Below are 12207 nucleotides of genomic sequence, written 5' to 3'. Positions count from 1 at the left end.
ACGTATCTGTTGGCGATCTGTTGGCCGGCCTCAAAACGTCGCACGCAAAACCGCGCGCGGCGCCGGCCGGTCATTTGTATTCGATTTCGATGAAGGACATCGGCTGTGTGCCGGCATTCACCACGTTGTGTGTGGCGCCCGCCTCGCGGCGATAGGCAGCCCCTTTGGTGATGAAGGCACGCCGTTCGCTGCCGTCTTCCTCCTCGATCAGGAAATCGCAATCGGTCATCGGCACCACCACATAACCCAGCCCGTGGGTGTGAACACCGGTATCGGCGCCGGGTTCGAAATCCCAGCGGATGATGCGCACCACGGCATCGTCGACGAGCGTGGTGGGAATGGCGGGCGGGCGGGCGCGGAACTGGCTCATGCGGATCTCATCGCAGGTGTTTCGTCTTCGTTTGCAAGACCTAGCACGCACCGTCGCCGATGCCACAAAAAACTGTCACAAGGCGAAACTTAGAGATTGTGAGGTGCCGGGAGCTTTGCTAAACGCAAGTCGCATTCGAGACGCGAGTGCTTTGCCTTGCGTCTTCGGTCTCTGGTGGGGCGTAGCCAAGCGGTAAGGCAGCGGTTTTTGGTACCGCCATCCCCTGGTTCGAATCCAGGCGCCCCAGCCATGAACTTCAATGAATATCGCTAGACTGATATCGGCAGCTGTCGCGCGTGTTGTGCTGGCGGACTGTTGGGGCGCGGTCCTTCATCGGTCGTTTGCCAGATGGCGATCATGGCAGCGATTTTGGCCTGCACCCTCCGCCGGGCCTCTTTGCGCCGGACTCCAACCAGCAGCATCTGATCATAATCTGTCAGTTCATGCCGGAGCACGTTTTGGATGACGTGGTCGACGGCCGCCGCGATTGACACGCCTCGCCAGTTCTTCGGCTCGGTGCAAACGAGATGCGCAAACCGCACCACGGCGAACTCCGGACATCCCGGGTATTCCCGTCTTATGAAATATTCGACTTCGTATTGATGAAACCACTGTGTGTAGCGTCGTCGCTGACGTTGCAGCTTCCGCTGCCGCCGGCTGGGCATGGTGCACATCTCCGTCACCCCTCAAGAGCACCGGCACCATTGGCGCAGTGTTCCAAAAGGCTGTCAACGCTCGCCTGGCGGGGGCGCCAAGCGGTTGTTTCGGGCCACATCGCGGCCCTCCGCCCCTTGTCGCACGGCAAGAACCGCCCGCAATGGCGGTCCTTGCGTCATATCTTGTGAAAAACCGGTAGTGCCAGCCTCACTCCGCCGTCAGCAGTTCCTCGCAATAGCTCGGGCCCTTGGCGCCCGGCCGGTCGGCGACGACACGGATCGAGCGGATGCGGTAGTCTTCGCCGGTCACGATCTGCGCGGAGCAGCTGACATTCAGCGTGCGGCCCTCTTTGGTCTTGATACGGTTGAAGCCGCCGCGCCAGTTGTAGACGGTTTCGGAACCGTTGCGACTGTCGCTGTAGGGCGGCGCGTAGCGGGCAAAAAACGAGCCGGCCGACTTGCCGTTCCAGCGCATTTCGATCGGGTTCGATGCCGGGCCCGTGGTCGTGCATCCCGACACGAGACCGGCCATGGCCGCCAATGCAATCAAGCGGGTGTTCATGATATCTGCAAAGCCCTTCCTGGAGGAAATCGCGGCTTTCGGCCGCGCGAATTGAATGCGGCGAACCTCTCGGATGACAAAGATGTGCGCCGCACCATCGCACTAGCAGATGTCGCACCGTTTCCGCGAGTGGGGTGCGCCGCGCGGAGGCGAAAAAACTGTGACAATGCTGTGGCTGGCACAGCTGACAACGTCGAGACGGGTGCCCTGCACAGCTGGGCAAAGCATTGGATCGTCAATGCAGTTGGCATTCCGCAAGATTGGTGGCTTGGCCATTGCTTCCAAAGTCAGCTATACTTTTGCGAAGGACAGTTTATGCTGCCATAGACTGTGACGGCGTGGCTGGTTGTTCCTCTGGTTGAAGAGGCAACGGAGTTCCAGGACGAACTCAGGGAAGGTGCGATTGAGACGAGGACGAGGCGAACGGACAACGCTGCACGACGTAGCCAATAAGGCAGGCGTGAGCGCGATCACTGTTTCCCGCGTCCTGCGCGAACCCGAGAAGGTCTCGGTCGACCTGCGCAAGCGGATTCTCCAGCTCATCGACGAGATGGATTACGTGCCGGACCAGGCGGCCCGGGCGCTTGCCAGCCGCCACAATTCCACCTTTGGTGTCCTGGTCGCGTCGCTGACGAACCGCGCCTTCCTCGGTTTCATGCAGGGTGTTGAAGAGCGGGTGCGCGACACCAGTTACCGTATCCAATATGCCAACACGCACAATGACATCGAGGAGGAAAAACGCCAGGTGCGGCTTCTCCTGTCGCAGAACACCGCCGGTATCGTGCTGGGCGGCATGGAAGGGCGCGAGGCGGTTGCCGAACTGCTGCAGCGGGCCGCGTGTCCCGTTGTCCAGGTGGTGGATATCGGCCTTCAGACGGCCGGCACGGCGATTGCCCTCAATCACATCGACGCTGCGGCCGCCGCCACCCGCCATCTGTTGAAATGCGGCTATCGCCGTATCGCCATCCTGGGCGGTTCGCCGGACGAGCGCAGCCGGCGCCGCATCGAAGGTTTCAGCACCGTCATGCGGGAGGCAGGCCTGTTCGAGCGGTCGCTGATCCAGTACGAAAATGCCACGACCAGCACCCAGATGGGCTGCCGGCTGCTGCGTCGCGCCCTGAAGGCGGTTCCCGATATCGATGCCGTTTTCTGCCAGAATGACGATATTGCCCTTGGTGTGCTGTTCGAGGCGCAGCGCATGGGCAAACGTGTGCCGGAAGACCTCGGCATCTGCGGTTACAACGATCTCGATTTTGCCTCGGTGATGGAGCCGCCGCTGACGACGGTGCGCACGCCGCTTTTCGAGATGGGTTATCGTTCCGCCGACCTGATGATCCGCGCCGCCTCCGGCAAACGGCTGGAGACGCAGACGATCGACCTCGGTTTCGAACTCATCGAACGCAAGACCACGCGGCGCATCCCGACACCCGCGTGAAGGGCAGCCGGAACGGGACGGCGGAATGACCAGGCGGAGACGCGAAAAACCGGCCGCCTTCTGAGGAAGACAGCCGGCCTTTGCCCCTCGAGGGTTTATTCGATCTCACCGAACAGGTCGGCCGCTGCGGCGGATGTCACCCGGCGCACCTCGGCCTCGTCGCGGCGGGCGGCAAAAATTTCCGTTGCCATCAGTTCGTCGGCAAGGTCTGCCGGCAGCGACAGCAGGACCCGCTGCTGGTCGCGGTGGATGCCGCCGAGATCGGAACGCTTGGCGCTGACCATGCCGCCTGCCACCGTGTTCAGTGTGTCGGGATCGATCAGGATGAAGGCGCCGGTATTGCGGTTCTGCTCGTAGGGGTCGAAGATCGCCGCTTCATCGAAAGAGAGCCTCACTTTGCCGATCGCATTCATCGGCAGCGCTTCGGCATGGTTCTTCCACTTGCCGCTCGAAAGTTCGAGCTGGGAAACCGGCTGCACGCTGACGCGCTGGCGGCGTGAACCGGCCTTCAGCCAGTACCGTTTGCCGGGTTCGATGCCGCCCGGCTGCAGGGCGACCAGCTGGGCATCGAAGGCCAACCCGGTCATCGGCTGTGCGTCGAGCGAAACGATCATGTCGCCGCGCGACACATCCACCTGCCGGTCGAGCACCAGCGTGATGGCGTCACCGGCCACGGCCGCATTGCGCACCAGATCGAAGGTGACGATCTGTTTGACATTGGCGACCATGCCGGACGGCAGGATGGCGACGGAATCGCCCGGCTTGATCGAGCCGCCGGCGACCGTGCCCTGATACCCGCGAAAACTTTCGCCGGGGCGCGAGACGCGCTGCACCGGCAGGCGGAAACCGCCAGCCGCCGCCGTGCGGGTGGTGGCAAGTTCCAGCGTTTCGACCAGCGTCGGGCCGTCATACCAGGGCATGGTGGCGCGCCCGTCATACACGACGTTTTCTCCCTTCAGCGCCGACATCGGGATCGCGGTGACCTGGCGCACGCCGAGAGACAGCGCCAGCTCCTTGAAGTCATGGGAGATCTTTTCGAAGACGGCCTTGTCATAGGCCACAAGATCGAACTTGTTGACGGCGAGCACGAACTGCTTGATGCCCATCAGCGAGGCGATGGTGGCGTGGCGGCGTGTCTGTTCCAAGAGGCCGGAGCGAGCATCGACCAGAAGCACGGCAAGATCGGCGGTCGAAGCACCGGTTGCCATGTTGCGGGTATATTGTTCGTGGCCGGGCGTATCGGCGACGATGAAGGAACGGCGGTCGGTGGCGAAATAACGATAGGCGACATCGATGGTGATGCCCTGTTCGCGTTCGGCCTGCAGGCCATCCAGCAGCAGGGCGAAATCCGGCAGGCCGAGATCGTTCTGTTTGCCGCTGTCGCGCGATAACGCCGCCGCCTGGTCTTCCTTGACGGCCTTGGTATCCCAGAGAAGGCGGCCGATCAGCGTCGATTTGCCGTCATCGACGGAACCGCAGGTGATGAGGCGCAGCGGGCGGGTGTCGCGCAACGGCTTTGCCGCATCGGTGATCGGCACGACATTGCTGGCTTCTGCGGCGGTGGTGGAGTGAGCGGTCATCAGAAATACCCTTCGCGCTTCTTCTTTTCCATCGATCCGGCCTGGTCGCGGTCGATGGCGCGGCCCTGGCGTTCGGAGACGGTGGCGATTTCAAGTTCGGCGATCACCTCGTCGAGGGTCGCCGCGGTGGAACGAATGCCGCCGGTCAGCGGCCAGCAGCCGAGCGTACGGAACCGAAGCGAACCTTCCTGCACCTGTTCGCCGGGCAGCGCCACGAAACGCGGGTCTTCCGCCCACATCAGCATGCCGTCGCGTTCGACGAACTTGCGGGTCTTGGCATAATAGAGGGGAGGCAACGGAATGTTTTCCGCCTGGATGTAACGCCAGATATCGACTTCGGTCCAGTTGGAGAGAGGAAACGCGCGCACGCTCTCGCCGCGGCGGATCATGCCGTTATAGAGGTTCCACAGTTCCGGGCGCTGGTTGCGCGGGTCCCATTTGTGGTCGGGCGTGCGGAAGGAATAGATGCGCTCCTTGGCGCGGGATGCCTCTTCGTCGCGGCGTGCGCCGCCAAAGGCCGCATCATATTTGCCGGCGTCGAGCGCCTGGCGCAGCGCCTCCGTCTTCATCACGTCGGTATGATAGGCCGAACCGTGGGTGAAGGGGGAGATCTTTTCGCTGTCGCCGCGCGGATTGGTATAGACGACCAGATCGAGATCGAATTTTTCCGCCATCTCGTCGCGGAAGGCGATCATCTCCGGGAATTTCCAGCCGGTATCGATGTGCAGAAGCGGGAAGGGCACTCGCCCGGGATAAAAGGCCTTGCGCGCCAGGTGCAGAAGCACGGAGGAATCCTTGCCGATGGAATAGAGCATCACCGGGTTCTCGAACTCGGCCGCCACCTCGCGGAAGATATGGATCGCCTCGTTTTCCAGCGCCTTCAGATGCGGATCGAGCGGCGGCTTGGCGGCCGGTTCGTTCCGGTGCGGGTCGAATTCAGAGCTATGCGTATGCATGATCGTCCGTTGTCCTTTTTGCCGCGTCCGGCAGCTTTTCTGTTCCTGCGCCGCGCATCCGGCGGCGTATGTGGAGCGCCCCTCATCCGGCTGCCGCCACCTTCTCCCCGCCTGCGGGCAGAGGGGCAGGGTGAGGGGCAAACCGCTCAATGCGCCGGTGCGATGATCGAAGAGGCGGCGGGTTCCGCCACATGCAGGCCGCATTCGCGCTTTTCGTCGTTTTCCCACCACCAGCGGCCGGCGCGTTCGCTCTCGCCGGGCTTGATCGCCCGCGTGCAGGGCTCGCAGCCGATCGAGGGATAACCGCGGTCGTGCATCGGGTTGATCGGGATGTCCTCCGCTGCCACGTGGGCGCGGATCGTCTCGATGTCCCAGTCCGCCAGCGGATTGATCTTCAGGAGGTTGCGCTCCGGGTCGTATTCGGCAAACGGTGTTGCGGCGCGGTTGCCGGATTGTCCGCGGCGAAGGCCGGTGATCCAGATGTCGGCGCCAGCCAAGGCCGCGGCGAGCGGCTTCAGCTTGCGCACATGACAGCACGCGTGCCGGGCTTCGACACTCTCATAGAAGCCGTTCAGGCCATAGCGTGCGGCATAGGCGTCGATATCCTGTTCCAGCGGCCGGAACCGGCGGATCAACAGGCCGTACCGTTCCTCCGTGGCGCCGATCAGACAGACCGTCTCCATGAACAGCCGCCCCGTCTCCAGGGTCACGACCTCGATCGGCAGGCGATGCGTGCCGATCGCCGCGGTGATCACCTGATCCTCGATGCCGAGCGAGGTGGTGAACACCGCGCGTCCGAGGCTGGCCGCAAGTGAGAGCCGGCCGGCAAGCGGAAGACCGGCCAGTTCCGCGTCGAGCGACGCGATGTCATGGGGCGTCTGATGCTGGGTCATGCACGTCATGTCCGTTTGTCCAAGGTGTCCCGTTTATCTCACGCCCAACCAGCCGGAGACAGAAACAGGGATTTGAACAGGCGGAACGGAAGAGCAAATATCTCTAGAAAAGCGGCGGGACTTGAAAAAACGCTCAAATACGGTTCTTGCGCGCGGAGGCGGCGAGGCGGCGAGGCGGCAGGCCGGAGGGGGCGGCATGGGGTACATGTCGTCAGGCTGTCATCGGTTAATTCTAAGGAGACCGGGCGGGAGGCTGCGGGGGGCTTTTGTAGTGCGGACGTCTTGTTGTCCCGCGGTCGCGTGGCTTGCCACGCCCGATGTGCCAGTTTCATGGATTGAAAACCTTGCGGCTTACCGCTTCGTTCACAAACCTGTGAGATAAGCTTCGGCACATGCAGCACCGTTATAGCTGAGATCGAGCTTCAACCGGACGTGTTATGGACACTCTTTCCGCTGATCGTGATATGATCGTCCCGACGACCCTCACCACCCGGTCGCCGTCGCGCATCGCCGCCTATCTGGCAGACATCGCCCGGCATGTCAGGCCGGGTAGCAACCTCTTCGGTTTCACCAGCCTTGTTGCGCTGGCCGGCGTCCTGTTCGTTTATCTGTTCATGGAAGAGGCCTTGTTTGCTCTTCGCCTCTGGGGGGCTCCCGGCATCGGCGAGACGACGGGCGCCACCTTGTCCTTCACGCTGATCGCCGGTGCCTGGGCCGGGCGCCGTTTCGTCGGTCCCATGCGGCGCCGCAAGACGGCCGTCTGTCCCGTCGCGCTCGAAAAGGCCGTCGCGATCCTCAACGAGCAGGGCAATGCCAGCGCGGGTCTTGTGCGCCTTGGCGACAAGCAGATCCTGCTGTCCGACGCCGGGGATGCCTTCATCATGTTCGGCTGTCATGGCCAGTCGCAGATCGCGCTGTTCGATCCGGTCGGGCCGAAGGAGGCCTGGCATGATCTGGTTCTCAAATTCGTGCGCGATGCCAAACGCCAGGGCCGCCGGCCGGTCTTCTATCAGGTGTCGCCGCAATTCCTGCCGATTGCCGTCGAGGCTGGGCTCAATCCCTACAAGCTCGGGGAACAGGCGATTGTCGACCTCAAGGGGTTTTCCCTGCAGGGCGGCGAGTGGCTGAAGCTTCGTCGGTCGATCAACCGTGCCGAACGCGACGGGCTTGAATTTTCGCTCTTGTCTCCGGACGCGGTGCCGGCCGTGCTGGACGAACTGCGCGGCGTGTCCAATGCCTGGCTCGCGGCCCATAACGCGGCGGAAAAGGGCTTTTCGCTCGGTACCTTCCGGGATGCCTATGTGGCGGCACAATCGGTGGCCGTCATCCGCATGGAGGGCCGCATCGTGGCTTTTGCCTCGATCATGACCGCGCCGGCAGATGGTGACGCCTTCATCGATCTGATGCGCCATATTCCCGGCACCCATCGCGGCATGATGGACCTTCTGTTCGTCAAGATCATGGAACGCCTGAAGGCGGACGGGTTCCGGACGCTGAACATGGGCATGGCGCCGCTGGCCGGTCTGCCGAACGGCGATTACGCGCCCTTGTGGAACCAGATCGGCCGACAGGTCTTCGAAAACGGCGAACGGTTCTACAATTTCCGCGGCGTGCTGGCCTTCAAGTCCAAGTTCGATCCGAAATGGGAATCCCGTTATCTGGTCGTGAGTGGCTCCGGCCTGCCTCTTGGATCGCTGCTGGATGTGACCATGCTGATCGGTGGCGGGATCAAAGGCATCTTGCGCCGATGATGCGGCCGCTTCTCCTGGCATCGACGTTTCTGGCCGGCCTTTTTGTAACAGAACCTGTGTCTGCCAGCGACGTCTTTACGACGGCAACGTTGCCCACGACCCATCTGTCCTTTCCGAACGGCAAACCGCAGGCCGTGGTTCTTCTGATTTCCGATGGCGATGGCTGGACGCAAGACGAGGCCGACGCGGCAGGGCGGCTTGTCGCGCGCAGTGCCGCAGTGATCGGTGTGGATCTGAGGCAGTGGTATGAAAAGCTCTCGGCCAAGGCCGCCGACTGTCATTACCTCGTTGCCGATATCGAAGCCCTGAGCCAGCAGATCCATCGCCGCATGGCGATTGAGACCTATCGTGCACCGGTGGTTGCCGGTGTGGGTGAGGGGGGTGCTTTGGCGCTGGCGATTGCCGCACAGACGCCACCCGCCACGATCGACGAGACGCTCGCGGTCGATCCGACCACCACCATTCCCCTGACGACAGTGCTTTGCACGCCGGCGCCGAAGACGGTTGCAGAAGGCGGCACCATGTATGGTCTGACGCCCGGCGCGCTGCCCAATCCCGTCTCCATCGATCTTGGCGAAGCGGCCATGCCCGAGGGCCGGGCTCACGCCGCGGCATTGAAGGCCAGCCATCCGGAGGTCGCGGTAACCGATGGCGGCAACAAGCCGGCCTTCGCCCGGCTGGCGTCACGCCTTGATGCGACGCTCGACCGGCTGCAGGGGGCACACACGCCACTCGACCTGCCCATCGTGCCGATGGAGGCCAAACCCCGTTACGATACGCTCGCCATCATCTATTCCGGCGATGGCGGCTGGCGCGACATCGACAAGAAGCTTGCCGCCTATCTGCAGAAGGACGGCGTTCCGGTCGTCGGCGTCGACGCGCTGCGTTATTTCTGGCGCGAAAAGAGCCCGGAGGAGACGGCGGCGGATCTGGCGCAAATCATCGATACCTATCGAAGCCGCTGGCGGGTGAAACGTGTGGCGCTGATCGGTTATTCCTTCGGCGCCAATATCCTGCCGGCCACCGTGAAGCGCCTGCCGAAGGCGCAGGCGGACAGCGTGTCGCTCCTGTCTCTGCTGGCGCTCAGCCATCAGGCGGACTTCCAGATCTCCGTCATGGGCTGGCTGGGCGTGGCCGGGGCGGGCAAACACGGCGATCCCGTCGAGGATCTGAAGGGCCTGAAGACCGATCTCGTCCAGTGTGTCTACGGCGCGAAGGAAGAGGACACCGCCTGTCCGGCCGTCAAAACCCTTCCAGGCGCCGAGGTGATCGAACGCCCCGGCGGCCATCACTTCGACGGCAATTACAAGATCATCGCCGATGCCATCGTCAGCCGCATCAGTCGCACCGCGGCCCTGGACTGACCAGACGCCCCTCACGAATGCCGGAACGGCATCCAGTTGTTGAGCCTCTGCTGCCGCTCGCGACAACCGCCGCAGGGGGTGATGCCGGCCGATTCCGCCAAGCGCGCTATGACGTCGCCGACACCGCGATCTTCCGGCTTGATGATCGGGGGCAGGCGCATCCGGCGGCGTGGCTCAGCCGGCTGCGGCTTCTCGTCTTGATCCTCATTGCTCATGATGGGCCTCCGTCGAAGGATTTTGAACGATGCCGTCCCCCGCCCCGGCAAGGGAGCGGAGGACGTTGTCAGTGGAGCTCTCAGCAGGAGCCGATGCACTCGTGAGCGACCTGCTTTCCGAGCGCGGTGACCGTGATGCAGGCGCCGGTCGGGATCCAGGAGCCGCAGGTGCTGACGCAGGCCTGGGCCGCCGTGCCGGAGGGCAGCGGCAGGGGGATCGGGATGCACTTGGTTCCGAGGATCGGAATTTTGACGCACACCTGGCCGTTCTGCACCGAAACCGAGGCGCAGAAACTGATGCTGGGCCGGATGCCGGCAAGGGATGTGGACGGCATGACGCCGGCAGTCTGTACGGGTAGACGCATGATTTCATCCTTTCACGGTTGCTGCTTTCGGAAGTGAGGCGGATCAGTAGGCGCGCCACTGGCGTACTTTTCCGACCATCACGGGAATGACGTCGGAGACGTCAACGGTGAACCGGAAGATCATTCTGGCTTCCTCCAACCGACGCATCGGATTGAAGAAGGTCAGCTTGACATCCCAGCTGTCGGAGTTCGGACGGGCAATGGGGCTTTTCTCCACCTCGATGCCATCGAGCTGCAGATCCTCCTTCATCGCACTTTCGAACACTTTCTCGACCTGGTAGGCCTGGGTGGCGGCAAAGTTCAGCGCCCGGTCCTGCGGTTCCTGACCGGGATTGCGGATCTCGAAATAGATGCGCTCCAGGAAGTTGCCGATGGCGGCCTCGCGGTCGGCGGCCTTTTCGGCGGTGATGCCGGCCATCAGGCTCTTGACCAGTTCGGACGTCGTCCAGCTGTACATGCCGCGCATTTCCGGCACGACCACAGGCAGGATCAGCCCACCGGGCAGGGCCACGTGCCCATCAAGTACGCCGGGCAGGGAAATGCGCTCGGCCCCTTCGTTCAGATGATCGTCCAGGAAGCCGACCAGTTGTTTGTAGGTCTCCGCCGCAAAGGCGCCGGCGGGACGGACTGCGTAGAGCGGCACTTCATCCACCGACAGGATCCAGGTGATCGCCTCGGCGAGCGGCGCATTCTGCGCTTTCTTCAGTTCCTTCAGCATGGCGGAGGGATCGCTCAGCGCCTTTTCGTCGAAGGAGGAGAGCAGCGAGCGACGGCGCGTATCGCTGCCCAGATCATAGCTCAACGTGCCGAGCGCGTAGATGAGCGGAGCCCCTTCGCCGGTGCCCTTGGCACAGGTCGGGCAATCCTGCTCTTCTTCGTGCGGTCGGATGCCCGTCATGCGCGACGGTGCCTGTGCTACGGTCGGCACGGCGGCACGGGTGTCGACTGTCGAGGGCGCCAGCCGGGCCGATGCATCGGCTGCGGTCGGGTGGAACGAAGGGTTGTGATCCCCATGAGGGGCATCCGAAACATCAATCTCAGTCATGACTACCTCTGCTTGGCTGTTTGGGGGTTGGACATGGGGAAGAAGCCGGGTGAGCGCACCGGTAAGATCGATGCGACCTGCCAGGTATTTGTGGGCGTCCTCTCCATCGACGCGTTCTGCGCCGGAGACGAGAGCGTCTCGAAGGAGGGGAGCGCCGATCGAAAGCCCGGCCTTGCGGGCGGCCGAGAGGAGGAGAGCCGCAGCGCCGGACACGAGCGCCGCCGAAATGCTGGTCCCGCGCGGCTGTTTCACGCTTCCGCCTGCGGCGGCAACCACCAGGCCTTCGCCCTGGGCGACGATGCCGTGCCGGGCGTAGTGGTCGCCCCAGTTGCTGGAGGGCAGAGGCAATCCGTCCGGGTCGATGGCGCCAACGGCGAGCACGCTGGGTGCGAGCGCCGGAATATGGGCGCAGTCGCAACCCTCGTTGCCGGCGGCTGCAACCAGAAGTACATTCTGGGCTTCTGCATCTGCAAGTGCTGCAGCAAGGTCCGGATGGATCGTGAGGTCCCCGCTCGGCTCGCCGCCGCTGATGTTGATGATGTCCGCGCCGGCGGCCATCACCTCGCGGATTGCCACCGCAAGGTCCTCCTGGCTCGCCGGTTCGATCCCGTCTTTGCCATCCCGGTAGATGGGGCGGATCACACCCCGGCAGCGCCAGGCAAGCCCGGTTGCAGCCGTCGCCGGCTGGCCGAAGATCAGACTTGCGATCGCCGTTCCATGATCGCGGCCAAATCTTTGTTTCGATTGATGAATATCATCCGGAAAGAAGGGGCCGATGCGGCTGACCCGGGCCCCCTCCAGGCTCGGATGGGTGAGATCGGCGTCTCCGTCAAGGATCGCGATCACGATATCGTCCCGCCCGCCATCGAAGAGATCGACTGCAGGCATGCTCTGGTCTTCGGGCATCGCTGACCTCCCCAGGCGGCCTATGCCGCACTGTCCGACTGCTCTGTGATTGAATGGTGGGTGCTCTGTCTTATGTAATTATTTGTTGCTTGCTTTATAGCAATACAGC

The 12207-nt window shown here is 63.1% G+C and carries 12 protein-coding genes and 1 tRNA gene; 4 read left to right on the top strand and 9 right to left on the bottom strand.

Translation table 11 applies throughout. The annotated features are described in order from the left end of the window. Positions 1-70: 70 nt before the first annotated feature. A complete protein-coding gene (locus tag OU993_RS02465; protein WP_268154647.1) occupies positions 71-370 on the bottom strand; it encodes a cupin in 300 nt (99 codons plus the stop codon). Positions 371-545: 175 nt separating this feature from the next. Between OU993_RS02465 and OU993_RS02460 the strand changes: the two genes are divergently transcribed. Next, a tRNA-Gln gene (locus OU993_RS02460) sits at positions 546-620 on the top strand. Between the two features lie 19 nt (positions 621-639). On the opposite strand, the gene OU993_RS02455 is transcribed toward OU993_RS02460, so the two are convergent. After that, positions 640-1035 carry a DUF2293 domain-containing protein gene (locus OU993_RS02455; protein ID WP_268154646.1) on the bottom strand — a complete coding sequence of 132 codons (396 nt, stop codon included), beginning with the start codon at positions 1033-1035 and terminating at the stop codon, positions 640-642. A 199-nt stretch (positions 1036-1234) separates the two neighbouring features. Continuing rightward, a complete protein-coding gene (locus OU993_RS02450) occupies positions 1235-1588 on the bottom strand; it encodes a hypothetical protein (RefSeq protein WP_268154645.1) in 354 nt (117 codons plus the stop codon). A 397-nt stretch (positions 1589-1985) separates the two neighbouring features. Here OU993_RS02450 and OU993_RS02445 point away from each other — a divergent pair, with 397 nt between their 5' ends. Continuing rightward, the gene (locus tag OU993_RS02445; protein ID WP_268154643.1) at positions 1986-3023 is read left to right on the top strand and encodes a LacI family DNA-binding transcriptional regulator; all 1038 of its coding nucleotides are present in this window, start codon (positions 1986-1988) and stop codon (positions 3021-3023) included. Between the two features lie 95 nt (positions 3024-3118). Here OU993_RS02445 and cysN read toward each other — a convergent pair whose 3' ends face one another. From cysN to OU993_RS02430, 3 genes are all read right to left on the bottom strand, one after another. Next, positions 3119-4603: a sulfate adenylyltransferase subunit CysN gene (gene cysN, locus OU993_RS02440; protein WP_268154641.1), complete on the bottom strand. Its 1485-nt coding sequence runs from the start codon at positions 4601-4603 to the stop codon at positions 3119-3121. Next, complete coding sequence (gene cysD, locus OU993_RS02435) at positions 4603-5559, bottom strand: sulfate adenylyltransferase subunit CysD (protein WP_268154639.1); 957 nt, start codon at positions 5557-5559, stop codon at positions 4603-4605. The genes cysN and cysD overlap by 1 nt, the downstream gene beginning before the upstream one ends. Positions 5560-5705: 146 nt before the next feature. Continuing rightward, complete coding sequence (locus OU993_RS02430) at positions 5706-6452, bottom strand: phosphoadenylyl-sulfate reductase (protein WP_268154637.1); 747 nt, start codon at positions 6450-6452, stop codon at positions 5706-5708. 437 nt (positions 6453-6889) lie between these two features. Between OU993_RS02430 and OU993_RS02425 the strand changes: the two genes are divergently transcribed. Both OU993_RS02425 and OU993_RS02420 read left to right on the top strand, forming a co-directional pair. Continuing rightward, the gene (locus tag OU993_RS02425; protein WP_268154635.1) at positions 6890-8203 is read left to right on the top strand and encodes a phosphatidylglycerol lysyltransferase domain-containing protein; all 1314 of its coding nucleotides are present in this window, start codon (positions 6890-6892) and stop codon (positions 8201-8203) included. Continuing rightward, positions 8200-9567, top strand: coding sequence for a virulence factor family protein (locus OU993_RS02420; protein WP_268154633.1), 1368 nt, complete (start codon positions 8200-8202; stop codon positions 9565-9567). Before OU993_RS02425 ends, OU993_RS02420 begins: the two co-directional genes overlap by 4 nt. A gap of 11 nt (positions 9568-9578) precedes the next feature. Here OU993_RS02420 and OU993_RS02415 read toward each other — a convergent pair whose 3' ends face one another. The 3 genes from OU993_RS02415 to OU993_RS02405 form a co-directional block, all read right to left on the bottom strand. Next, complete coding sequence (locus OU993_RS02415; protein ID WP_268154631.1) at positions 9579-9782, bottom strand: hypothetical protein; 204 nt, start codon at positions 9780-9782, stop codon at positions 9579-9581. Between the two features lie 80 nt (positions 9783-9862). Next, positions 9863-10147 carry a hypothetical protein gene (locus OU993_RS02410; protein ID WP_268154629.1) on the bottom strand — a complete coding sequence of 95 codons (285 nt, stop codon included), beginning with the start codon at positions 10145-10147 and terminating at the stop codon, positions 9863-9865. Between the two features lie 43 nt (positions 10148-10190). Further along, positions 10191-12098, bottom strand: coding sequence for a PatA/PatG family cyanobactin maturation protease (locus tag OU993_RS02405; RefSeq protein ID WP_268154627.1), 1908 nt, complete (start codon positions 12096-12098; stop codon positions 10191-10193). Between the last annotated feature and the right edge of the window lie 109 nt (positions 12099-12207).

Origin of the sequence: Rhizobium sp. SL86 (assembly GCF_026672545.1) — a bacterium.
GTDB lineage: Bacteria > Pseudomonadota > Alphaproteobacteria > Rhizobiales > Rhizobiaceae > Neorhizobium.
The sequence above is the reverse complement of the archived record's forward strand: the minus strand, read 5'-3'. Positions and strand labels throughout refer to the sequence as shown.

What these genes read in the sequence shown, in the direction of transcription:
- OU993_RS02465 (WP_268154647.1), bottom strand. Translation starts at nt 370, where the DNA reads ATGAGCCAGTTCCGCGCCCGCCCGCCCGCCATTCCCACCACGCTCGTC.
- OU993_RS02455 (WP_268154646.1), bottom strand. Translation starts at nt 1,035, where the DNA reads ATGCCCAGCCGGCGGCAGCGGAAGCTGCAACGTCAGCGACGACGCTAC.
- OU993_RS02450 (WP_268154645.1), bottom strand. Translation starts at nt 1,588, where the DNA reads ATGAACACCCGCTTGATTGCATTGGCGGCCATGGCCGGTCTCGTGTCG.
- cysN (WP_268154641.1), bottom strand. Translation starts at nt 4,603, where the DNA reads ATGACCGCTCACTCCACCACCGCCGCAGAAGCCAGCAATGTCGTGCCG.
- cysD (WP_268154639.1), bottom strand. Translation starts at nt 5,559, where the DNA reads ATGCATACGCATAGCTCTGAATTCGACCCGCACCGGAACGAACCGGCC.
- OU993_RS02430 (WP_268154637.1), bottom strand. Translation starts at nt 6,452, where the DNA reads ATGACCCAGCATCAGACGCCCCATGACATCGCGTCGCTCGACGCGGAA.
- OU993_RS02425 (WP_268154635.1), top strand. Translation starts at nt 6,890, where the DNA reads ATGGACACTCTTTCCGCTGATCGTGATATGATCGTCCCGACGACCCTC.
- OU993_RS02420 (WP_268154633.1), top strand. Translation starts at nt 8,200, where the DNA reads ATGATGCGGCCGCTTCTCCTGGCATCGACGTTTCTGGCCGGCCTTTTT.
- OU993_RS02415 (WP_268154631.1), bottom strand. Translation starts at nt 9,782, where the DNA reads ATGAGCAATGAGGATCAAGACGAGAAGCCGCAGCCGGCTGAGCCACGC.
- OU993_RS02410 (WP_268154629.1), bottom strand. Translation starts at nt 10,147, where the DNA reads ATGCGTCTACCCGTACAGACTGCCGGCGTCATGCCGTCCACATCCCTT.
- OU993_RS02405 (WP_268154627.1), bottom strand. Translation starts at nt 12,098, where the DNA reads ATGCCCGAAGACCAGAGCATGCCTGCAGTCGATCTCTTCGATGGCGGG.